The sequence below is a fragment of the Rhodococcus sp. MS16 genome (genome assembly GCF_013277795.1).
GTDB lineage: Bacteria > Actinomycetota > Actinomycetes > Mycobacteriales > Mycobacteriaceae > Rhodococcus_F > Rhodococcus_F globerula.
In genome coordinates, this window is the sequence record NZ_VBTM01000006.1 from 36,023 (window position 1) to 58,967 (window position 22,945).

The window sequence follows — 22,945 nt, forward strand, 5'->3', positions numbered from 1 at the left end:
GCCAGGCCGACCGGGATGGTGAAAGATGAGGTACGCGCCATATTCATCATGGAAGTGGATCGGACCTAACAAGGTCCCGGTCACCTACGTAAGGACGCCCAACCACGCGTCCCTAACCCCTCTGAGGAGCACACGTTGTCTGACCTGATCCAGGGTCCCTCGTCCGAGCCGAACGCCGAGTCCGGGGGCACGGGAGTGCCAGGTTCACCATCCCCAAGCGCACCCCCTGGAGCGGACGGCCGTGTTCGCGTCATTCGCGAAGGCGTCGCGTCGTACCTGCCGGACATCGACCCGGACGAAACCACTGAATGGCTCGAGTCGTTCGACGGACTTCTGGATCGATCAGGCCCGACCCGCGCCCGCTACCTGATGCTGCGCATGCTCGAACGCGCCGGCGAGAAGCACGTCGCACTGCCCGCCCTGACGTCCACCGATTACGTCAACACGATCCCGACCGAGAACGAACCGTGGTTCCCGGGCGACGAAGAAGTCGAACGCCGTTACCGCGCTTGGATCCGCTGGAACGCAGCCATCATGGTGCACCGCGCGCAGCGCCCCGGCGTCGGCGTCGGTGGCCACATCTCCACCTACGCGTCCTCCGCCGCGTTGTACGAGGTGGGCTTCAACCACTTCTTCCGCGGCAAGGATCATCCGGGCGGCGGTGACCACATCTTCATCCAGGGCCACGCCTCCCCCGGCATCTACGCGCGAGCGTTCCTCGAAGGCCGCATCCCGGCTGAGCAGATGGACGGCTTCCGTCAGGAGCAGAGCCACGCCGACAAGGGCGGCGGACTCCCGTCGTACCCGCACCCCCGCCTGCTCCCCGACTTCTGGGAGTTCCCGACGGTATCGATGGGCCTCGGCCCGATGAACGCCATCTACCAGGCGCGGTACAACCACTACCTCAACGATCGCGGCATCAAGGACACCACCGATCAGCATGTGTGGGCATTCCTCGGCGACGGCGAAATGGACGAGCCGGAGTCGCGCGGTCTTGCACACGTCGCGGCGACCGAAGGCCTCGACAATCTGACGTTTGTCGTCAACTGCAACCTGCAGCGCCTCGACGGCCCGGTTCGCGGCAACGGCAAGATCATCCAGGAGTTGGAGTCGTTCTTCCGCGGCGCAGGCTGGAACGTCATCAAGGTCGTATGGGGCCGCGAGTGGGATTCACTGCTGCACGCCGACAAGGACGGCGCGCTCGTCAACCTGATGAACGTGACTCCGGACGGCGACTTCCAGACCTACAAGGCCAACGACGGCGCGTTCGTGCGTGATCACTTCTTCGGCCGCGACCCGCGTACCAAGGAACTGGTCAAGGACCTCACCGATCCGGAAATCTGGAACCTCAAGCGTGGTGGCCACGACTACCGCAAGGTTCACGCCGCGTACGCCGCCGCGATGGCTCACAAGGGCCAGCCGACGGTCATCCTCGCGCACACCATCAAGGGCTACACGCTCGGCAAGCATTTCGAGGGCCGCAACGCGACGCACCAGATGAAGAAGCTGACGCTGGACGATCTGAAGGCCTTCCGCGACATGCAGCACATCCCGATCTCGGATGCCGAGCTCGAGAAGGATCCGTACCTGCCTCCGTACTACCACCCAGGCAACGACGCTCCCGAGATCCAGTACATGCTCGATCGCCGAAAGGCACTCGGCGGTTTCCTGCCGTCCCGCAACACGGACGCAGCACCGCTGAAGCTTCCCGAGGACAAGACGTACGACGTCATCCGCAAGGGTTCGGGCAAGCAGGAAGTGGCCACGACCATGGCCATCGTCCGCATCCTCAAGGAACTGCTGCGCGACAAGGAGATCGGCAAGCGCATCGTGCCGATCATCCCGGACGAGGCCCGCACCTTCGGTATGGACTCGTGGTTCCCGTCGCTGAAGATCTACAACCGCAACGGACAGCTCTACACGTCCGTCGACGCCGAACTCATGCTCGCCTACAAGGAGAGCCCGGTCGGCCAGATCCTGCACGAGGGCATCAACGAAGCCGGCTCGACGGCGTCGTTCACCGCGGTCGGCACGTCGTACGCGACGCATGGCGAACCGATGATTCCGCTGTACATCTTCTACTCGATGTTCGGTTTCCAGCGCACCGGCGACGGCCTGTGGGCAGCAGCCGACCAGATGGCCCGCGGATTTGTTCTCGGCGCAACTGCCGGTCGCACGACGCTGACCGGTGAGGGCTTGCAGCACGCCGACGGACATTCGCTGCTCCTGGCATCCACCAACCCGGCCGCGGTCACCTACGACGCGGCGTTCTCGTACGAGTTGGCGCACATCGTCAAGGACGGCCTGCGTCGTATGTACGGCGGTACCGAGGGTGTTGCCGGCTTCGGCGGCGAGAACATCTTCTACTACCTCACCATCTACAACGAGCCGTACGTGCAGCCTGCCGAGCCTGCCGACCTGGACATCGAGGGACTGCTCAAGGGCATCTACCTCTACAAGGCATCCGATGCGCAGGGCCCGAAGGCTCAGATCCTCGTTTCCGGTGTTGCCATGCCGGAAGGTCTGCGGGCTCAGCAGATGCTCGCAGACGACTGGGGTGTCTCGGCTGACATCTGGTCCGTCACGTCGTGGGGCGAACTGCGCCGCGAGGGTGTCGAGTGCGAGCGTCAGGCTCTGCTCAACCCGGGCGTCGACGCTCCGGTTCCCTTCGTCACCAACGCGTTGGCGTCGGCGCAGGGTCCCGTTGTGGCGGCATCGGACTGGATGCGCGCCGTCCCGGATCAGATCCGCCAGTGGGTTCCGGGCGACTACATCACGCTGGGCACCGACGGTTTCGGATTCTCCGATACCCGCACTGCCGCTCGTCGTTACTTCAACGTCGATGCCGAGTCGATCGCCGTGGCCGTGCTCAACGGTCTGGCCAAGGAAGGTTCGATCGACCGAAGCAAGGCCGTCGAGGCAGCTGGTCGGTACCGCATCGACGATGTGAATGCTGCTCCCGAGCAGACCGGGGACACCGGTAGCGCATAGTTTCCACCGCTACCGATAACCACTTCCGCCCATTGCTGCGGGTGTCATCACGACATCCGCAGCGATGGGCGTAGGTTTTTGTCATGCCTGATCCTGATTCTGATGTGCCTGCATCCGGGGTACCTCCGGTAGGAGTACGACGCATCCGGTCGTCGACTTCCGGGTTGCAGGCGTCGCTGTCGCGGCGGCGTCAGGTTCGCGATCCACTGCCCGAGGCTTTGCTGCGGCGGGTCAAACAGTTCTCCGGACGGCTGGCGACCGAAGCCGTGACGGTCATGGAGGAGCAACTCCCGTTCTTCGACACCCTGGACGCGTCCCACCGCGCAGACGTTCAACTGTTGGTGCAGACGTCAGTGGTGAATTTCCTCGAATGGCTCAGGCAGTTGGATTCGGAGATCAGCTTCGGATACGAGTCCTTTCCGGTCATTCCTCAGGAGTTGGCGCGGCGACTGACGCTGCGGCAGACGGTCGACATGGTTCGCGTTGCCATGGAGTTCTTCGAGAAGTGGTTGCCGGCGTTGGCTCGCAACGATCAGCAGCTCATCGCGTTGACCGAGGCCGTTCTTCGGTACGGACGTGAACTCGGATTTGCTGCTGCATCGGTGTACGCCAGCGCCGCTGAATCGCGTGGCGCATTGGACAGCCGACTGGAAGCACTGGTGGTCGACGCCGTGGTCCGCGGCGATACCGGCTCCGACATGCTCTCGCGCGCTGCCACGTTGAATTGGGATGCAACTGCTCCGGCAACGGTCATCGTCGGATCACCGCCGCCCGATGAACGGGTCTCGGTCGCAGGAACCGTCCACGCCACTGCTGCGGCCCACGGCCGAGCGGTACTCGCAGTCGTTCAGGGCAGCCGCCTGGTGATGGTTGTCAGCGGCGACGTGACCAGCAAGTCCGCGCAGAGCGAGTTCATGCAGGATCTTCTGCGGAGCTTCGCCGGCGGCCCGGTGGTGATCGGCCCGACGACCCCAAGTCTGAGCGCCGCGCATTTCAGTGCGTCTGAGGCTTTTGCCGGAATTAAAGCGGTCGTGGGATGGCGGGGAGCGCCGCGCCCGGTGTTTGCGACGGAGCTACTGCCGGAACGCGCACTACTCGGCGATCAAGCTGCCGTCGACGCTCTCCAGGATCATCTCGTTACTCCGTTGGCGGAAAGTGGCTCCGTCTTGACCGACACTTTGGACACTTATCTCGACTGTGGAGGTGCGGTTGAGACTTGTGCACGTCAGCTGTTTGTTCATCCAAATACGGTGCGATACCGCCTGAAACGAATTACCGAAGTGACCGGTCGGGATCCAACCAATCCACGGGACGCGTACGTCCTGCGTATAGCCGCTACCGTGGGCCGATTAAGCGAAATCGATAACAAATCGGACACAACGTTCACTCCCGTCACACCGTTCACAGTGTGACAAATTGCCTTGTAACCCTTTCGCGTCCAATTCCGATGAGGAAACGCGACGTGGGAATTTGTGGGAAACCTACAAAACACACCACCAGAGTTCATCGCCACCGACATCTCGAACTTCACTGCTGCCAGTGTTCTCTTAATAAGTGATTTCCTTGCTTGCCCCGGGACAGGGCTCTCAGACACCCGGCATGCTCAGCCCATGGCTGGCATTGCCCGGAGCGCAAGACCGCCTGGAAATGTGGTCGAAAGCCGCAGGTCTCGACCTCGTCCGTCTCGGAACCACCGCGACCGCGGAAGAAATCACGGACACGTCCGTGACTCAGCCCCTGGTCGTCGCAGCAGCACTGCTTGCCTACGAGGAAATCGAATCGCAGGGCCTCCTCGGAACTGGCGTCATTGCCGCCGGTCACTCGGTGGGCGAACTCGCCGCGGCGGCAATCGCGGGCGTCATCACTGCTGACGAAGCTGTCGCACTCGCAGCACTGCGCGGCGCGGAGATGGCCAAGGCATGCGCACTCGAGCCCACCGGCATGTCCGCGGTCCTCGGCGGTGACGAAGCCGAGGTACTGGCCCGCATCGAGGAACTCGGACTCGAAGCCGCTAACCGAAATGCTGCGGGTCAGATTGTTGCAGCCGGTTTACTCAGCGCCCTCGAAGAGCTTGCGGCCAGCGCACCCGAGAAGGCTCGCGTGCGGGCACTTCCCGTCGCCGGTGCCTTCCACACCCGATTCATGGCTCCGGCCCAGGACGCCGTTGCAGCTGCTGCCGCCAAGATCACCCCGTCTGATCCCACGCGCACGCTGCTGTCCAACTCGGACGGCGCACCGGTCTCCTCTGGTGCCGACGCCCTCACAAAACTTGCCGCGCAGGTAACTCGACCCGTTCGTTGGGACCTCTGCTCCGCTTCGTTGCGGACCGCAGAAGTCACCGCGATCGTCGAACTCCCGCCGGCCGGAACCCTCGTCGGTATTGCCAAGCGCGAAATGCGTGGCACTCCGACGGTGGCCCTCAAGAACCCGGAGGATATCTCCGCTCTGTCCGGACTGACCTAGCCCGGGCGCTTCACCCTGAGTTCAGCTGCCCAGAAGCTGGACTTGGTTCACCACCTCAATCGATCAAGAAGGGAGCCACACCAGTGGCCCACACTCAGGAAGAAATCATCGCGGAACTCGGCCAGATCGTCGAGGAGGTCACCGGAATCGAGCCTTCCGAGGTCACCGCTGACAAGTCGTTCGTCGACGACCTCGATATCGACTCCCTGTCCATGGTCGAGATCGCAGTTCAGACGGAAGACAAGTACGGCGTCAAGGTTCCGGACGAGGATCTGGCCGGCCTGCGCACCGTCGGCGACATCGTCGCGTACATCCAGAAGCTCGAAGCCGAAGGCGCCGAAGCCAAGAACGCAGAGTGAGCCGACCGTGACTTCCGCTTCTACCCGCAGGGGGAAATTTCCCGACATCGTTGTCACGAGCCTCGCGACGACGACGTCGGTGGCTGGTGATGTGGATGGCACGTGGAAGGCTTTGCTCGCCGGCGAAAGCGGCATCGGAGTCCTCGACGACCCGTTCATCGACGAATTCGACCTTCCGATTCGCATCGGCGGGCACCTCAAAGTTTCACCGGACGAGGGTCTGTCGAGAGTTGAAATCCGACGGATGAGCTGGGTCGAACGACTCGCGCTGACCCTCGGCCGGACTGTGTGGAGCAATGCCGGCAGTCCCGAGGTCGATCAGGACCGCCTCGCGGTTGTCATCGGCACCGGACTCGGCGGCGGCGACACGCTGATCGACGCAGTCGACAAGCTTCGCGGAGGTGGATACCGCAAGGTGTCTCCGTTCTCGGTGCAGATGGTCATGCCGAACGGGCCGGCGGCAACGGTGGGACTCGAGCTCGGCGCCCGTGGTGGCGTCATCACTCCCGTCTCCGCATGTTCGTCGGGTTCCGAAGCGATCGCCCACGCGCACCGCATGCTGGTCATGGGTGACGTGGACATGGTGGTGGCCGGCGGAGTCGAGAGCTTCATCGACGCCGTTCCCATCGCAAGTTTTGCCATGATGCGTGCGATGAGCACCAATAACGACAATCCGACCGCGGCTTCGCGTCCGTTCGACAAGGACCGCGACGGATTTGTGTTCGGTGAAGCCGGCGCGCTGATGATCCTCGAAACCGAGGAGCATGCAAAGGCGCGTGGCGCCACGATTCACGCACGTTTGTTGGGCGCGGGAATCACATCCGACGGTTACCACATCGTGGCACCGCATCCCGAGGGTCTGGGCGCGGCTCGAGCCATGACGCGGGCAATCGAGATGGCCGGTCTCTCGAAGGCCGACATCAAGCACATCAATGCTCACGCCACCGCGACGCCGATCGGCGACATCGCAGAGGCAACGGCAATCAACTCCGCCGTGGGCAACCACGCGGCGGTGTACGGACCGAAATCCGCACTGGGACACTCGATCGGCGCTGTCGGCGCCCTCGAGTCCGTTCTGACGGTTCTGGCTGTGCGCGACGGGATCATTCCGCCGACGCTCAATCTCGACAACCAGGATCCAGAGATCGATCTCGACGTCGTCAAGGGCGAAGCCCGAACCGGCAGTTTCGATTTCGCACTGAACAACTCGTTCGGTTTCGGTGGGCACAATGTTGCGCTCGCTTTCGGCCGGGCATAGCCAGTCGTTGACCTTGTCCGCGGGTGATGTTGGAACGGAAATGACAACATCACCCGCGGGCACACCGATCGGCATTTCTGCCGAAGGCACGTATTGAAGGAGGACGCGATGACCATCCTGGCCCCCGTGACTAAGTCCGAATCGTCGACAGATCCGCGTGATCCCCTTGCGCGCCTGGAGAATCTGTTCGATCCGGGAACCACGGTTCCGCTTCACCCGCGCGACAAGTCAGGTGTGCTCGCCGCATCCGGAAAAATCGACGGCGTCCGCACCATCGCCTACTGTTCCGACGCCACCGTCATGGGTGGCGCCATGGGCCTCGACGGATGCAAGCATCTGGTCGACGCCATCAACACCGCCATCGACGAGCAGACCCCCATCGTGGGGCTCTGGCATTCCGGTGGCGCTCGCCTCGCTGAAGGCGTCGAAGCTCTGCACGCTGTCGGACTTGTCTTCGAGGCAATGGTCCGCGCATCAGGCCTTATCCCACAGATTTCGGTTGTCCTCGGATTTGCCGCAGGCGGCGCGGCGTACGGACCGGCTTTGACCGACGTCGTCATCATGGCGCCCGAAGGTCGAGTGTTCGTCACCGGACCCGACGTCGTACGCAGTGTGACCGGCGAACAGGTCGACATGGTCTCGCTCGGCGGACCGGACACCCACAGCAAGAAGTCAGGCGTCGCACACATCGCCGCGCATGACGAGTCCGACGCCCTGCATCGGGCCCGTCGACTCGTCTCCATGCTCTGCGACCAAGGCACGTTCGATCAGCGCGCCGCCGAACTCGGCGATTCCGATTTGCGGGCGATGATGCCGGCGTCGGCGAAGCGCGCGTACGACGTGCGTCCGATCGTTCACGAACTGCTCGACAACGTCGAAGGTGAATCGAGTTTCGAAGAGCTGCAAGGTAACTACGCGCGCAGCATCGTCACAGGATTCGGCCGGATGGCCGGTCGCACTGTTGGTGTCATTGCCAACAATCCGCTGCGACTCGGCGGCTGCCTCAACTCCGAGAGCGCCGAGAAGGCCGCGCGATTCGTTCGCCTCTGCAATGCCTTCGGTGTGCCACTCGTCGTAGTCGTCGACGTCCCCGGATATCTCCCCGGCGTGTCGATGGAATGGGAAGGCGTCGTCCGCCGCGGCGCAAAGCTGTTGCATGCCTTTGCCGAAGCCAGCGTCCCCCGCGTCACCGTTGTCACCCGAAAGATCTACGGCGGCGCCTACATTGCCATGAATTCACGGGCCCTCGGTGCCACGGCTGTATTTGCGTGGCCGAATTCCGAGGTCGCCGTCATGGGCGCCAAGGCCGCGGTCGGAATCCTGCACAAGCGCGCCCTCGCCGCCGCTCCCGACGACGAACGCGAAGCCCTCCACGACCGGTTGGCCGCTGAACACGAAGCCATCGCAGGCGGCGTCGACCGGGCCGTCGAGATGGGTGTGGTGGATCGGGAAATCGATCCCGCGAAAACTCGCAGTATCGTCACGGCCGCCCTTGCCGCCGCTCCGAATGTGCGTGGGCAGCACAAGAATATTCCGCTGTAAGAACGCGTCGAACGCAAGGTGAGCCCCGCCGATAACGGCGAGGCTCACCTTTTCATTCACGCTTGCGGATCAGCTGACGCGGCGGTGCAACCACATCACTTCAGCGCCCTCGCCGGAGCATCGATACGGTTCCAACTCTTCGTCCCAGGGCGCCCCCATTGCCCGGTCGATTTCTCCGACGATGTCGCCGCCCGCGTCGATGATGGATCGAAGCCGCAGTTCGCCGACAACAACGTCTCCGTTGGCACTGGTGGAACCGCGCCACAGCCCGAGACTGGGAACGTGGCTGTAGCGCTCACCGTCCACGCCGGCACTGGGGTTCTCGGTGACCTCGAATCGAAGCTTCGGCCACGCCCGTAGTGAATCCACCAGTCGGGCACCGGTTCCGACGGGCCCCGACCAATCCGTTGTTGCACGCAGCAGTCCATTGTCTGCCAACTGCGATGTCCACCGCAGTTTGGCAGGACAGCCCAACGCGGCGGACAAAGCCCAATCCACGTGCGGGCACAGCGCTGCGGGTGACGAGTGGATGAAGACCACACCAGTCGTCAGTTCCGCGAGGTGATTCGGTTGCACTCGAGCCTCCTGCTTCGACGAGGGACGTCTTCCCCAACGACCTCTGTCGAATGTGTGAAGCAGGCTCGATTGAATAGTGTGCCTGTGTTACCCGTGTTGCGCTAGTGGAACAAGAGAAAATTGTTACCGAATGTCCGTTATAACGTGATCGGACAATTCAGTCCATAGCGGCTTTGCCCAATCACCGAAGGCGCGATCGGTCAGGACAACGCAGGCAGCGTCGATATCGGGATCCACCCACAGGAAGGTTCCGGACTGACCGAAATGGCCGAAAGTCGACGCGGAATTCTCGCGTCCGGTCCAATGCGGATTCTTTTGTCCGCGTATTTCGAAGCCCAATCCCCAATCATTAGGCCGCTTGGAGCCGTATCCCGGCAAAATACCGTTGAGCCCGGGGAATTGCACCGAGGTCGCCATTTTGTACGTCTGCGGCGAAATCAGCGTCGGGGCTAGTAGTTCAGCAGCGAAGCCGGCCAGGTCGGCCGCCGATGCCTGCGCTCCGTGGCCTGCCGGGCCGACCAGCGCCGCGCTCGTCATCTTCAGCGGTTCGAACACCGCCTCAGCCAGGTAGTCGGCAAACGGAATCGAGGTTTCGTGTTCGACCAATTCGGCAAGCACCTCGAATCCCGCACTCGAATAGATCCGCTTCGACGCCACGGGAGCTTGGACGGTCCGCTCCCCGAAGGCCAGGCCGGACGCGTGAGCCAGCAGATGCCGCACCGTGGATCCTTCGGGGCCTGCTGGTTGATCCAGCTCGACGGCGCCTTCCTCCACGGCAACCAGAATTGCGTAGGCGCACAGGAGTTTTGTTACCGAAGCCAATGGGAACACGCGGTTCTGGTCGCCGTTCGACGCAGAAATGCGGCCGCCCCCGCCGGAATGTTCTCCCGTGAGGACGACCGCTGCCGCATTGTCGACGGGCCACTGATCGATGACGTCAAGACTGTGCACCCGATCAGACTACTGGCCCACGAATTCAGCTGTAGATCACCAGTCCGCTTCGGTGTAACGGATCACGCCGCGGATATTCTTGCCGTCCAGCATGTCCTGGTAGCCGTCGTTGACACCTTCGAGGGTGTAGGTGCGGGTGACCATGTCGTCGAGGTTGAGCTTGCCCGCCTTGTACATCGCGAGCAGGTTCGGAACGTCCTGGCGGGCGTTGCCGCCGCCGAAGATGTTGCCCTGGAGGTCCTTCTGCAGCATCGACATCAGGAACAGATTGAGCTTGACGTCCATGTCCGTCAGATGCCCCATCGCAGTGACAACACAACGTCCGGCCTTGGCCGTAAGGATCATCGCCTCTTCGACGTATTCGCCCTTCATCTCACCGACGGTGATGATGGTCTTCTGCGCCATCCGTCCGTGTGTCGCCTCGATGATGGGTTGAATTGCCGCAGCGGCACTCTCGAACGCGTGGGTGGCACCGAACTTCAGAGCCTGCTCACGCTTCCACGGCACCGGGTCGATGGCAAAGACGTACCGCGCACCGGATGCAACGGCACCCTGCAGCGCGCTGATTCCCACGCCGCCGACGCCCATGATGACAACGTCCTCGCCTGGCTTGACGTCGGCAATGTGCGTCGCCGATCCCCAACCGGTGGGCACGCCGCAACCGACAAGCGCGGCAACCTCGAACGGAATGTCCTTGTCGATCTTCACCACCGAGGACTGGTTCACCACCATGTACGGGGCAAACGTTCCCAGCAAGCACATCGGGATCACGTTCTCGCCGCGAGCCTGAATTCGGTACGTGCCGTCACTGATTGCCTGACCGCTGAGGAGTCCCATGCCGAGGTCGCAGAGATTCTGATGTCCGGCCGAACAGGCGGGACAGGTTCCACATGCCGGGATGAAGGACAGCACGACGTGGTCGCCGACCTCGAGACCTGAGACCTCGGGGCCGAGTTTGGTGATGACGCCCGAACCTTCGTGGCCGCCCATCACGGGGAACGACGGCATCGGCGTGGCGCCGGTGACGATGTGGTGATCGGAGTGGCACATTCCGGCCGCTTCCATGCGGATCTGGACTTCGCCGGCTACCGGATCGCCGATCTCGATCTCCTCGACGGACCATTTCTCGCCCAGGCCCCACAGGATTGCACCCTTGGTCTTCACGTCAGTTCACCCTTTCATTCGCACACCCGCATCTATCACTGTGACCATAGCCACAAATAGCGGAAATTGGAACGTGTTCTAACGAAAGTTTTCGTGCCGCAGGTCAGACGTCCAATTAAGCAGGGAAAACACGTGCCGGGTATTTCGGTATCGGCCCGCTCAGTGGGACAACTCAGTGGGACAACTCTGCCGACCACGGCGGGTCCGCGCCGGGTCGTGACACCGTGACGGCAGCCGCACGCGCCGCAAACTCCAGCGCCGCCTGCCATTGAGGTGCCGTGAAGCTGCGAACAGCTGCCGGATCGAGTGCGTCGTGGCGCTCCAAGTAAGCCAACAGAGCGCCGTGCACCGTGTCCCCCGCTCCGATGGTGTCGGCGACTCGAACCGTCGGCGCCGGTACAGAAACCTCGAATCCCGGTGTCAACACTGTCAATCCATCGCCGCCTCGCGTCAACAAGATTGCTCCGACACCGTCGGCCAGCCACTCACGTCCGTCGACCGAACCCAGCCACGCCGCGTCGTCGTCGCTCACTTTGAGAATGTCGATGGACGGCAACCAGGTGCGGAACCGTCGACGGTACGCGTCGGGGTCGCTGATGACGGCCGGGCGGATATTGGGGTCCACCATGGTCAGTCGTCCGCGTCGATGCGCCTCGAACAGCAACGCTTCGTACGCCGACGCTCCGGGTTCCAAGACCAGCGAGAGGGTTCCGAACGAGAAGGCGCGGGCGTCGGGAAGTTCCGGCGCACTGAAAAGCCGATCCGCTGTCCCCTCCAGATAGAAGCTGTACCGGGCGCTACCGTCGTCGGACAGATTGACGACGGCAAGTGTGGTCGGCTCCGGACCCCGTTCCACGGCACTGGTGTCCACGCCCGACGCGGTCAGCGACTCGATCATGCGATCACCGAACGCGTCGGACGACAATCGGGAGACAAACCCGACGGCCGACCCGAGTCTGCCCAACGCGAGTGCGACGTTGAACGGTCCGCCGCCGAGCTTGGGCGAGAAGTTCTCCCCCACCGGCACCAGATCGACCAGTCCCTCACCACACACCACGACGGATCGATTTCGGGTATCACTCATCGGTAGACCTTAACTTTGAGGCGATCATGGTAATGCCCTGCTCGGCGCGATCGAGTTCGAGCGCCGAGCAGGGCACGATTTCGGATGGGGACTCAGTTACCCACGCGCTCACCCGTCGTGGGGTCGAAGAGGTGCACCGGTCCGTCTACCCGCTCGAACCCGAGCGTCTGGCCGTACTGCAGTTGAGATCGCCCACCTGTACGTGCGACGAGTGAAATCGGGTCGGCATCCGTTCCCGGCACATGGGCGTAGATGTACGACTCGTTGCCCAGTTCTTCGACCAGATCGATCTGAGCGGCGATGCCGGTTCCCGCGGGAACCACCTGGAATTGTTCCGGCCTGATTCCGACGGTGACTGAATCCAGTCCGGCGGCAGCAATTGCCGTCATCTGCTCTCGCTCCAAGGGAACGTCGACGGATCCGAATCGAACGCCGCCGGACGTGACCGGCGCCGTCACCAAGTTCATTCCCGGCGATCCGATGAAACCAGCGACAAACGCGTTTGCGGGACGATCGTAGAGTTCGGTCGGTGACGCAAACTGTTGCAACTTGCCACCTTTGAGCACTGCGACTCGATCACCCATCGTCATCGCTTCCACCTGATCGTGAGTGACGTACACGGTGGTGGTTCCGAGTCGACGCTGCAATGCCGCGATTTGCGTACGTGTCTGGACCCGCAGCTTTGCGTCGAGGTTGGACAGCGGCTCGTCCATGCAGAACACCTGAGGTTCACGAACGATGGCACGTCCCATGGCAACTCGCTGACGCTGACCACCGGACAGCTTGGCGGGCTTGCGGTCCAGGTAATCCGTCAGATCGAGGAGCTTTGCAGCTTCGGCAACCTTCTTCTTTCGTTCCTCCAAAGGAACTCCACGCATCTTCAGCGCGAAACCCATGTTCTCGCCGACGGTCTTGTTGGGATACAGGGCGTAGTTCTGGAAGACCATCGCAATGTCGCGATCCTTCGACGGGACATCGGTCATGTCCTTGCCGTTGATCGTGATTGCACCGGAGTCGATGTCCTCGAGCCCGGCCAACATGCGCAGCGCAGTTGACTTTCCTGATCCTGACGGTCCGACGAGGACGATGAACTCACCGTCCTTGATATCGAGGTCGAGCGAATCGACAGCGAGGGTTCCGGCACCTTCGTAGATGCAAGACGCTTTCCGGTAAGAGATTTCAGCCATGACGAACTCCTGAAAGTGTGGGGCGAACTAGTGGATTGCGCCGGGTCATTTGATGGCGCCGAAGGACAGGCCGCGCACCAGCTTGTTCTGGGCGAACCAACCGGCCAGGATGACGGGCAACGCCGCCATGGTTGCTGCTGCAGAGAGGCGAGCCCAGTACAGGCCCTCGCCCGTGATGAAGCCGACCAGGAAGACCGGAATCGTCTGCGCTTGAACAGCTGTCAGGTTGACTGCGAAGAAGAACTCGTTCCACGAGAAGATCACGCAGATCAGCGCAGTGGCAGCGATTCCGGGCGAGATCAGGGGCAAGATCACCTCGCGAACCGAGGTCCACAAACTGGCGCCGTCCATGCTGGCTGCTTCGAGGAGCTCGCCGGGTACTTCGAGGAAGAACGAGCGCATCATCCACACCGCAATCGGCAGATTCATCGACGTGTACAGGATGACCAGAGCCCAGATGTTGTCGAGCAATCCGATGTCGTTGACGATCACGTACAGCGGCACGATCGCTGCCACGACGGGAAGCATCTTGGTACTGATGAAGAAGAACAGCACATCTTGCGTCTTCTTCACCGGGCGAAGCGAGAGCGCAAACGCCGCTGGAACACCCAGTAGCAGAACAAGAATGGTGGACATTCCCGTGGCAAATGCCGAGTTCGCCAGCGTCGTACCCAGACCCGAATCGAGAACGGCACGGAACTGCTCGAGTGTCGGGGTGAAGAACAACTTCGGCGGATCCGTGTAGGCATCGGCCTCGGTCTTGAACGCCGTCAGAACCATCCAGAAGACCGGAAAGAAGAAGCCCAGAGCGGCAATCCACGCCACTACCGACCAGGGACTGAACTTGCTGCTTTTCTTTTTCTTCACTACGGGCTTGTCGGTCGTCGCGCTTGTCGTATCTACGGTAGTCATCACGCAGCCTCCTCATTACCGGTGAAGCTCTTGAAGATCAATCGGAGCGCGAGTGTCGACACGATGATGGTCGCGATCACTGTCACGACGCCCATCGCCGCAGCTTGACCGACGTCGAAGCCGAGGAACGCACGCTGGTAGATGTAGAACGGCAGGTTCGAGCTGGCGACTCCTGGCCCTCCCGCCGTCATCATGTACACCGCGTCGAAGGTGTTCACGAGGTAGATCGCACCGAGCACGGCGCCGAGTTCGATGAATCGGCGCAGATGCGGCAAGGTCAATTCGCGGAACATCGCAAACGGCTTGGCGCCGTCGACTCGCGCGGCCTCGAGAATGTCGCGGGGCATGGACTGCAGCCCGGCCAGGATCAGCAACATCATGAACGGGGTCCACTGCCAGATCAGATTGATCATGACTGCCGCGAGCGGGAACTTGCTCACCCAGTCGACCTGGCCGACACCGAACGGCTGGAGGACGAAGTTCACGATGCCGAACACCGGGTCGAACATCGTTGTCTTCCACAGCAATGCGCCGGCGACCGGGGTGATGAGGAACGGCGTGATCAGCAGCGTTCGCACAATCCCGCGGCCGAGGAACGCCCGGTCGAGAAGCAGTGCCAGCGCCAGTCCGAGGATCACGGACACGATGACCGTTCCCACGATCATGATGACCGTGTTGACAGCCACCTCACGGAACTGACTGTCCTTGAACACCTCGATGTAGTTGTCCAACCCATTGAAATGCCGTGATCCCGGCCGCACGAGGTTCCACGACTGCGTGGAGTAGTACAGCGTGAACAGGAACGGAATCTGGGTGACGACGATCGCGAAGATCAACGCCGGCAACAACGGACCTCGACGACGCCACCCCTCGGCGCGGGAGATCTTCTTGTCGATTCGGACCGGCGGCGCGTCGTCCACCGCAGTTCTGGGCTCAGCAACCGTAGTCATCGGTTCTCCTGATAGGTCTTGCCGACCACCTCGGCATACTGCTGCGATTGTTCGAGTGCTTCTTTCACACTCTTCTGACCCGCGATGGCAGCGCTGATCTGCTGGCTGACGCGAGTGCCCAGATCCTGGAACTCAGGAATGGTGAGGAACTGGACTCCGGTGTACGGAACCGGTTGCACTGTAGGGTTTTTCGGATCTGCGTTGTTGATCGATTCGAGGGTGATTTCACCGAATGCCTTGGACGCTTCCTGATACTCCGGAATCTCGTACGTCGAAAGACGACTTCCCGGCGGCACCCTCGACCAGCCGAGCTCCGTGCCGACTCGCTGGATGTAATCCTTGTTTGTCATCCACGAGATGAACTTCCACGCATCGTCCTTGTTCTGGGCCGACTCCGGGATCCCGAGCGCCCACGTGTAGAGCCATCCTGGATCGGATTTCTCGACCTTCGGAGCCTTGGCGTAGCCGATGTTTCCGAACACCTTCGACGACGCGGGATCTTCGAGAACCGACACCGCCGACGTCGCGTCGTACCACATTGCGGTATTGCCCTGCGCGAATTGTGTTGCGCACTCACCGAATCCACTGGTCGCGGGACCTGGTTGACCATGTTCCGTGACGGTGTCCACGTAGAACTGAACGGCGTCTTCCACCTGCGGACTGGTCAGCTGAGCATTCCAGTCTTCGTCGTACCAGCGACCTCCGAAGGTGTTGATCACGGTGTTCAGTGGTGCGAGGACCTCGCCCCAGCCAGGCTTTCCGCGAAGGCAGATGCCCGACATCTTGGCGTCTGGGTTGTCGAACTGCTCTGCCCAACCGGCAACTTCCTGCCACGTCGGATCTTCGGGAACCGTGATGCCGGCCTGGTCGAACAAGTCTTTGCGATACATCAGGAACGACGACTCACCGTAGAACGGAACGGCGTACATGCTGTCCTCGTAGGACAGGGACGTCTTGATCGACGGAATGAAGTCGTTTTCGTCGTAACCCGGTGTGGCATTGGCATACTCGGACAAATTCACGAGCCAACCATTGGCAGCCCATTGCGGCGTCTCGTAGTTGCTGATCATGACTACATCGAATTCACCGCCGCCCGTAGCCGTCGATGCCGTGATCTTGGCGCGCGCCTGATTCTCGGAGAGGCTGACGAACTTGAGGTCGATCCCCGGGTTCTCGGCTTCGAAAGCGGGTGCCAATTTGATGGCGTCCTGCATCTGTGAGTTCGACACCATCGCAATGGTGACGGTTCGTTCGCCGGAACCACCGAGTGCGCCCGCACCCGCACATCCCGACACCAGGAGGCAGAGAGCCGCAGCAGCAGCGCCCCACACTCGTCTTCCTGTTTTCACGGATTACCTTCCTTCACACTCACGTGTCAGTTGCACGCTCAGCCGGCAGAACTCGTGAGAGAGCTAGCTTTCGAGCAGCCACTGGGCGCACTCGACATCGGTGACGAGTACGTGTGCCAAACCTCCGCGCAATGCGCCCAGAACGGCCTGGCGTTTGTGTGTTCCCCCCGAAATCAGAATGGTCTGATCACAGGATTTCACTGCGTCGAGCGATACGGATACCGTGCGCTCGGGTAGTGGCCCCTCCACTGGAGTTCCGTCGATCGTGTAGAAACGGCCCCCGATTTCGCCGACCGCGCCGCGACTTTCCAACTCGTCCAGCATGGTCGAGTCGACAAAGCTACCGGCAAACAACGTGGTGGCCGTGGATACGGCGCCAACACCGAAAACCATGATGTCGGAATCGGTTCCAGCTTGCAGCGCCTTTGATATGACCGAATCGTTTTGCATCGACTCCACAGTCGCCGGATCGGCGTACAACGGAGCATTGAGGCGAATCGGATTGGCCTGCAACTGTTGTGCACATCGGCCGATAGTGAAGTCAACGCCGGTTTGATAGTCGGTCACCGTCATGGAGCCGTCAAGTTGTACCACAGCCGAGCACTTTGCCGCCCGGTCCGGCAAAGAACCCGCTACTGCAACGGTTTCCGGCCCCCACGTGAATCCGAGAACGCTCGACGGCTGCAGACGCCGAACCAGCACGTCAGCAGCGCGACGGCCCAACGCATCGTAGTCGGGATCGTCTGAATCCGAATTCGCTTCGGGGACAACCAAAACTTCCGCCAGGCCGAAACGCTTCTCGAGCTCGGACTCCAATTCCGTGTTCACCGAACCTTCCAACTCCGGCGGAACCAAGATCTCGACCCTGACCAAGCCTTGCGACCGCGCCCGAGCCAGCAAGCGGCCCGCCGTCGGCCTCGAGACACCGAGTTTTGCCGCGATCTCCGCCTGAGTAGCCCCTTCGAGGTGATACATCGTTGCCGCGCGCAGCGCGAGTCGGACATCCTCGGACGCCGGCGTCTTCGACGTCTTGAGTCCCGTTGGCTGAGCCGACTGGTTCACGCGTTCTCCTCGTTGATTCTTTTGGTTGATTCTTTTGATCGTGAGCAAATGCTCACTAGATGTTCTTATGCTCATTAAGCTAACATCTACGTTGTGACCCACACAACAGTTTCCGGTGAATCCATCGATCTACCTGCGACAATTCGGGCAAATGTCCTTATTTCAGTCGGAAAGATGCAGATGGAGGAAAGACCGCGACCGTCGCCCAGGCCTGGCGAAGTGCTCGTCCGCGTCCATGCGGTTGGCGTATGCGGATCGGACGCCCACTATTTTCGCGAAGGCCGCATCGGCCCCTACGTCGTCGAGGCTCCCCTCGTTCTCGGGCACGAGGCGTCAGGTCGGATCGCAGCCGTCGGGGACGGCGTTGATCCCAGTCGCATCGGACAACGGGTCTCCATCGAGCCACAGAAGCCCGATCCGACCAGTTCGGAATCGAAATCCGGCCGATACAACCTCTGCCCTCACATGGAGTTCTTCGCGACGCCTCCCATAGACGGTGCGTTGACGGACTACGTGACCATTGGCGCAGACTTCGCACATCCCATCGCCGATTCCGTGTCCTATGAAGCCGCAGCGCTGTTCGAGCCACTCTCTGTGGGCATCGCTTCCGTCCAGAAGGCGGGTATCACCGGTGGGTCCCGAGTACTCATCGCGGGCGCCGGACCGGTGGGAATCGTGACGACACAGGTAGCCAAGGCTTTTGGCGCCACCGAGGTCATCGTCTCGGACATCGACGCCGCCCGACGCGAGGTGGCACTGAAATTCGGCGCCACCACCGTGGTGGATCCCCGCGAGAGCGATGTACGTTCACTCGGCGTCGACGCGTTCATCGACGCCTCGGGAGCCACAGCCGCCGTGATCGACGGCATCCATGCTGTTCGGCCGGCCGGGACAATAGTGTTGGTCGGAATGGGCGCAGACGAAATCCCGCTGCCCGTCCCCATCATTCAGGGTCGCGAGCTCGTCCTCACCGGCGTGTTCCGATACGCCAACACGTGGCCGATCGCCGCGGCACTGGTCGCGTCCGGTCGCGTCGACCTGGATTCGATGGTCACAGCCCGCTTTTCACTCGAACGCTCGCGCGAGGCGCTGGAAGCCGATCGCGTCCCCGGCAGCATCAAGGCCGTTGTCATCGTCGCCGAAGGAGACTAGAACTTTCATGGAACTCAACACGAAGACCTTGCGCGACTTCGATGCTTCACTCGAAGTGCCGAACTACGACCGGAGCAAAGTCACCACCGGCATAGTGCATTTTGGTGTCGGCGGCTTTCACCGCGCGCATCAGGCCATGTACATCGACACCCTCCTACGCCAAGGAGAAGGCTTCGACTGGGGAATCTGCGGCGTCGGAGTGATGCCGTCGGACAAGCGGATGAAGGATGCGCTCGGCGCTCAGGACGGTATGTACACGCTGGCGCTCAAGCATGCTGACGGAACGCTCGAAGGCCGAGTCATCGGGTCAATTGTCGAGTACCTGTTTGCTCCGGACGATCCACGCGCCGTCATCGAGAAGATGGCGTCGGAGTCGACAAAGATCGTGTCCCTCACCATCACCGAGGGCGGTTACAACATCTCGCACACCACCGGTGAGTTCGACGCATCCAATCCCGATGTCGTACATGATCTTCGGCCAGGAGCTCTCCCCCGCACGACGTTCGGACTGGTCTGCGATGCTCTCGCCCTTCGCCGAGAACGCGGCCTCGCACCCTTCACGATAATGAGCTGCGACAACATCGAAGGAAACGGCGCCGTCGCACGAACAGCTTTCGGAGCCTTTGCCGCCCTGAAAGATCCGGAACTTGCAGAGTGGATCGAGCAGAACGGTGCGTTCCCCAACTCCATGGTCGACCGGATCACGCCCGTCACGACAGCCGAGGTGACCGCCGAGATTGCCCAGGCATTCGGCGTCGACGATCAATGGCCTGTCGCGGCGGAACCGTTTACCGCGTGGTTCCTCGAGGACGAGTTCACGGTGGGCCGGCCACCTTTGGAAAATGCCGGCGTGAATGTGGTGCCGGACGTGCGCCCGTACGAACTCATGAAGCTGCGTCTCCTCAATGCCAGCCATCAGGGCATCGCTTACTTCGGCTATCTCGCCGGATACCGACTCGTTCACGAGGCATGCCAGGACGAACTCCTGTCCGGGTTCCTGCTCGACTACATGAACCTCGAAGCAACGCCGACCCTGGATCCGGTCCCCGGCGTCGACCTAGATCAGTACAAGAAGACGCTCATCGAACGCTTCTCGAACCCACAGGTTCGTGACACGATTGCGCGTCTGTGCGCCGAATCGTCCGATCGAATTCCCAAGTGGCTCTTGCCGGTGATCCGCAAGCAACTCGATACTGGAGGACCCATCAATCTGTCCACCGCAATCGTGGCCAGTTGGGCGCGCTACGCCGAGGGCGTCGACGAGAACGGCGACCCGATCACTGTGGTCGATCAATTAGCAGACACGTTGGTGCCCCTTGCTCGGAAGCAGGCGGTCGACCCACTCGCCTTCATCGGCAACCGGGCCGTTTTCGGAGATCTGGTCGACAACCGACGATTTGTCGCAAGCTTCCGAACAACACTCGACTCGTTGCACTCCGTCGGTGCCCGAAAAACTCTCGAGGAGGTGCGTGGGCTCTGACTACCCCGACACGTCGTGCAAGTGATGGATCGGATCATGAATGAAGTACATGGCCAATGATTCGACGGTGAACGCCGATCCGTCACTGCGGAGTCCACGCCTCCCCAGTTGCCTCTCCGCGACTGATTCGAATGCGCTCGCGACGGCTTCAGCAGCGTCGGCCAATTCCGAAGCGACTGTCGCCGAATCCTGCTCGTTGTAGCGCTCGGCAATTGCTGTTGCGTCTTGGTCCCAGTTCTCGAAGTGCGGATCGTCGAATGTGAGCATCTGCTCCAACCGGGCTCTGAAAATCCTGAACACGTCACGCACATGGGCGGAATACTCCAACGCCGACCAGGTTTCGCTGTTCGGCCGTACCGTCACGTCCTCGCGCTGCAGCACCTCACCCCAGGCCGCAGCATTCCTGCGAACCAGATCGGGAACATCAGCGAAGGTGATGGTGGTCGAGTCGAACCCGCACTCTGTGCACGGGCGTTCGAGCACCCAGGTCCAGTTCTTTGTGTCCGGCGTGATCGGCATGGCCCGAGAATAGTCCGCTCACGGCGGGTATTGATTCCATCGCCGATCGTGGAAGAGAGTTGTGGGGCGGGCGGGGCTCGAACCCGCGACCAATGGATTATGAGTCCACGGCTCTAACCGACTGAGCTACCGCCCCATCCGAGTTGCATGACATCTCGGCGCGTCCGAATGTTACCGGCACCGCTGACGCGAATCACAACCGGGCAGGGTGTGACTGGTGTAACTCATATCGGAGCAGGTACCTCGACTTGGTTCGCACGGGTGCCGGAACCCGATAACGTTGGAGAGCACACCCCACTGAACAGGATCATCACATGAAGCTTGCACTCTCTGAATTCAAGAACTCCAAGGCCACGATCCGGATCATCATGTCCGACGGCGCAAAGCTCAACGGCACCGTCAAGGACTTCTCCGAGGACACGTTGGTGCTCAACTCCCCCAACGGGGTCTACTACATCAACCCGGCCCACATCGTTCGCTTGTTCGAGCCTTCGGACCGCGCAGCGAAGTAGTCGCTCGCACCATGAACACCGAAGCCCGGCGCAGAATCCTGCGCCGGGCTTTCGCTTCAGACAACCACCGACTTCGAACGACCACCGACAGGAAGGGCAACAAATGAAGGTCACCGCCAAAGTCTCGAAATCCGGCGATTGGTGGGCCGTCGAGGTGCCCGAGGTCGACGGCGCATTCACCCAAGCACGCCGACTCGATCAGATTCCCGACATGGTCGCTGACGCGGTGCACCTTCTCACGGATGTTCCTGCCGGGGATGTCGAGGTCACGCTCGACGTCAACCAAACCCACAGCCCCGGCGCGCACTTCGAATAGCCGCCAGTCGGCTGAGTCGCCATGCAGCCTCGGGGGCTCGTCCGGGCGATCATCTTGTAGACGCGGCGGAATGTGTCCACTAGCGGCATAGTTGGCATGGTGTCAGGTATGCGGCGATGTCGTTTGGGGCCGGTATTGGCTGGCTCCGTTGCTGTTCTCGCGGTTGGGGTAGTTGTTGCTTTCCAGATTGTGGACGACCGACGGTCCCCGGCAGCTGCCCCGCAGGGGCAGATTATCGGGCAACCCACATGTCTGGCGCCTGACGTGCTCGAGGCGGTCATTCCGATACCGGTCCAGTCACCGGAGTACCTAGTAGACCCATTGCCTCCGGCAGGAACGATTCCCGAGAGCTTCCAACCGACATCGGTGGTGGTGTGCGAATTCCTGAAGTTCGCGGACGACAACAGTGGGGCGATCCTGAGGCAGACGAGGAGAAGCGGTGATTTGACGCGAGTCATCGCTGAATTGGCGCAGCCCTCGCTCGATCGTCCGTGGTTGGGCGAGTGCCCCACTGGGTCGACCATTCCTACCCCTGTGGTTTGGCTGGTCGATGCCGTAGGACACGGTGTGAGAGTTGCTTTTCCGACTGGAGGAGTGTGTGAGCACCCACTACCGGAGGCATACGAGGCAGTCATGAACCTGGCCGTGCAGGAAGACCAGGTGCACTATCTTCCCAGTGCGTTGTGAGCTTCCTACCTGCTGACAACGATCAAATCTCGGACGAATACCTCCCCTGGATATTCTGATGTACCCGTCCGGATCCAGCCGGTCAGCGCCAGCCCTCGAATCATTGCGGTCACGAGGCTCACAACAACTAACCTGACGGTCTGTCATAGACAGCCGGGCTGCGGCGGCATAGATCTACCGACTGCGCCAGCGATCAGCCTGCGGCATGGCACCGGCGCATGGCGGCGTTCGCACAGTCTTGCCACACTTGCGGCAGTAGTGCGTTCGATGCCCGCCGTTCTCGGCCGTCACACAGCCGCAGACTTCCCATCCGACGAGACAGGTGCCACCGGTGAGGGCGTGCCCGCTGGGGCAACTGGTCGGCGCAGACTCGACAGACATATCAGAATCTTCGCACACACATTCGAATGACAGCTGTCGGTCACGCGGCG

General features: G+C 61.6%; 20 protein-coding genes and 1 tRNA gene. 10 read left to right on the plus strand and 11 right to left on the minus strand.

Translation table 11 applies throughout. The annotated features are described in order from the left end of the window. Positions 1–135: 135 nt before the first annotated feature. The 6 genes from aceE (at position 136) to FEZ60_RS17990 (ending at position 8,613) form a co-directional block, all read left to right on the plus strand. Positions 136–2,991: a pyruvate dehydrogenase (acetyl-transferring), homodimeric type gene (gene aceE, locus FEZ60_RS17965; protein ID WP_172936673.1), complete on the plus strand. Its 2,856-nt coding sequence runs from the start codon at positions 136–138 to the stop codon at positions 2,989–2,991. A gap of 83 nt (positions 2,992–3,074) precedes the next feature. After that, on the plus strand, positions 3,075–4,403 hold the full coding sequence (locus tag FEZ60_RS17970) for a helix-turn-helix domain-containing protein (RefSeq protein ID WP_084702724.1): 1,329 nt from the start codon (positions 3,075–3,077) through the stop codon (positions 4,401–4,403). 142 nt (positions 4,404–4,545) lie between these two features. Beyond that, the gene (locus FEZ60_RS17975; RefSeq protein ID WP_033233098.1) at positions 4,546–5,454 is read left to right on the plus strand and encodes an ACP S-malonyltransferase; all 909 of its coding nucleotides are present in this window, start codon (positions 4,546–4,548) and stop codon (positions 5,452–5,454) included. 83 nt (positions 5,455–5,537) lie between these two features. Beyond that, positions 5,538–5,813, plus strand: coding sequence for a meromycolate extension acyl carrier protein AcpM (acpM, locus tag FEZ60_RS17980; RefSeq protein ID WP_033233096.1), 276 nt, complete (start codon positions 5,538–5,540; stop codon positions 5,811–5,813). 7 nt (positions 5,814–5,820) lie between these two features. Continuing rightward, positions 5,821–7,071, plus strand: a complete 1,251-nt coding sequence (locus FEZ60_RS17985; RefSeq protein WP_033233094.1) for a KasA/KasB family beta-ketoacyl-ACP synthase — start codon at positions 5,821–5,823, stop codon at positions 7,069–7,071. A gap of 108 nt (positions 7,072–7,179) precedes the next feature. Then, positions 7,180–8,613, plus strand: coding sequence for a carboxyl transferase domain-containing protein (locus FEZ60_RS17990; RefSeq protein WP_033233092.1), 1,434 nt, complete (start codon positions 7,180–7,182; stop codon positions 8,611–8,613). A gap of 69 nt (positions 8,614–8,682) precedes the next feature. On the opposite strand, the gene FEZ60_RS17995 is transcribed toward FEZ60_RS17990, so the two are convergent. The 9 genes from FEZ60_RS17995 to FEZ60_RS18035 all read right to left on the minus strand — a co-directional run bounded on the left by FEZ60_RS17995 (position 8,683) and on the right by FEZ60_RS18035 (position 17,848). Beyond that, positions 8,683–9,189 (minus strand): DUF3145 domain-containing protein, encoded by a 507-nt coding sequence (locus FEZ60_RS17995; RefSeq protein ID WP_033233089.1) that lies wholly within the window; start codon positions 9,187–9,189, stop codon positions 8,683–8,685. A 123-nt stretch (positions 9,190–9,312) separates the two neighbouring features. Beyond that, the gene (locus FEZ60_RS18000) at positions 9,313–10,140 is read right to left on the minus strand and encodes a serine hydrolase (RefSeq protein ID WP_172936674.1); all 828 of its coding nucleotides are present in this window, start codon (positions 10,138–10,140) and stop codon (positions 9,313–9,315) included. A 36-nt stretch (positions 10,141–10,176) separates the two neighbouring features. Next, on the minus strand, positions 10,177–11,304 hold the full coding sequence (locus FEZ60_RS18005; RefSeq protein WP_033233085.1) for an NDMA-dependent alcohol dehydrogenase: 1,128 nt from the start codon (positions 11,302–11,304) through the stop codon (positions 10,177–10,179). A 172-nt stretch (positions 11,305–11,476) separates the two neighbouring features. Further along, a complete protein-coding gene (locus tag FEZ60_RS18010) occupies positions 11,477–12,388 on the minus strand; it encodes a carbohydrate kinase (RefSeq protein ID WP_116103064.1) in 912 nt (303 codons plus the stop codon). A 92-nt stretch (positions 12,389–12,480) separates the two neighbouring features. Then, entirely contained in the window at positions 12,481–13,575 is a 1,095-nt protein-coding gene (gene ugpC, locus FEZ60_RS18015; protein WP_045067030.1) for a sn-glycerol-3-phosphate ABC transporter ATP-binding protein UgpC, read from the minus strand. 45 nt (positions 13,576–13,620) lie between these two features. Beyond that, the gene (locus FEZ60_RS18020; RefSeq protein ID WP_045067029.1) at positions 13,621–14,487 is read right to left on the minus strand and encodes a carbohydrate ABC transporter permease; all 867 of its coding nucleotides are present in this window, start codon (positions 14,485–14,487) and stop codon (positions 13,621–13,623) included. Then, a complete protein-coding gene (locus FEZ60_RS18025; RefSeq protein WP_033233075.1) occupies positions 14,487–15,437 on the minus strand; it encodes a sugar ABC transporter permease in 951 nt (316 codons plus the stop codon). The genes FEZ60_RS18020 and FEZ60_RS18025 overlap by 1 nt, the downstream gene beginning before the upstream one ends. Next, the gene (locus FEZ60_RS18030; RefSeq protein ID WP_116103063.1) at positions 15,434–16,768 is read right to left on the minus strand and encodes a sugar ABC transporter substrate-binding protein; all 1,335 of its coding nucleotides are present in this window, start codon (positions 16,766–16,768) and stop codon (positions 15,434–15,436) included. The genes FEZ60_RS18025 and FEZ60_RS18030 overlap by 4 nt, the downstream gene beginning before the upstream one ends. 81 nt (positions 16,769–16,849) lie before the next feature. Beyond that, the gene (locus FEZ60_RS18035; protein ID WP_033233071.1) at positions 16,850–17,848 is read right to left on the minus strand and encodes a sugar-binding transcriptional regulator; all 999 of its coding nucleotides are present in this window, start codon (positions 17,846–17,848) and stop codon (positions 16,850–16,852) included. A 141-nt stretch (positions 17,849–17,989) separates the two neighbouring features. Here FEZ60_RS18035 and FEZ60_RS18040 point away from each other — a divergent pair, with 141 nt between their 5' ends. Both FEZ60_RS18040 and FEZ60_RS18045 read left to right on the plus strand, forming a co-directional pair. Beyond that, positions 17,990–19,000, plus strand: a complete 1,011-nt coding sequence (locus tag FEZ60_RS18040; protein ID WP_045067896.1) for an NAD(P)-dependent alcohol dehydrogenase — start codon at positions 17,990–17,992, stop codon at positions 18,998–19,000. 7 nt (positions 19,001–19,007) lie between these two features. Then, the gene (locus FEZ60_RS18045) at positions 19,008–20,480 is read left to right on the plus strand and encodes a mannitol dehydrogenase family protein (protein ID WP_116103061.1); all 1,473 of its coding nucleotides are present in this window, start codon (positions 19,008–19,010) and stop codon (positions 20,478–20,480) included. Here FEZ60_RS18045 and FEZ60_RS18050 read toward each other — a convergent pair whose 3' ends face one another. Both FEZ60_RS18050 and FEZ60_RS18055 read right to left on the minus strand, forming a co-directional pair. After that, the gene (locus tag FEZ60_RS18050) at positions 20,481–20,999 is read right to left on the minus strand and encodes a DinB family protein (RefSeq protein WP_172936675.1); all 519 of its coding nucleotides are present in this window, start codon (positions 20,997–20,999) and stop codon (positions 20,481–20,483) included. A 62-nt stretch (positions 21,000–21,061) separates the two neighbouring features. After that, positions 21,062–21,135: transfer RNA gene (locus tag FEZ60_RS18055), tRNA-Ile, on the minus strand. A 178-nt stretch (positions 21,136–21,313) separates the two neighbouring features. Here FEZ60_RS18055 and FEZ60_RS32555 point away from each other — a divergent pair. Continuing rightward, positions 21,314–21,511, plus strand: a complete 198-nt coding sequence (locus tag FEZ60_RS32555; RefSeq protein WP_230590060.1) for a hypothetical protein — start codon at positions 21,314–21,316, stop codon at positions 21,509–21,511. 103 nt (positions 21,512–21,614) lie between these two features. Beyond that, positions 21,615–21,827 (plus strand): transcriptional regulator, encoded by a 213-nt coding sequence (locus tag FEZ60_RS18065; RefSeq protein WP_172936676.1) that lies wholly within the window; start codon positions 21,615–21,617, stop codon positions 21,825–21,827. The last annotated feature ends 1,118 nt before the right edge of the window (positions 21,828–22,945 follow it).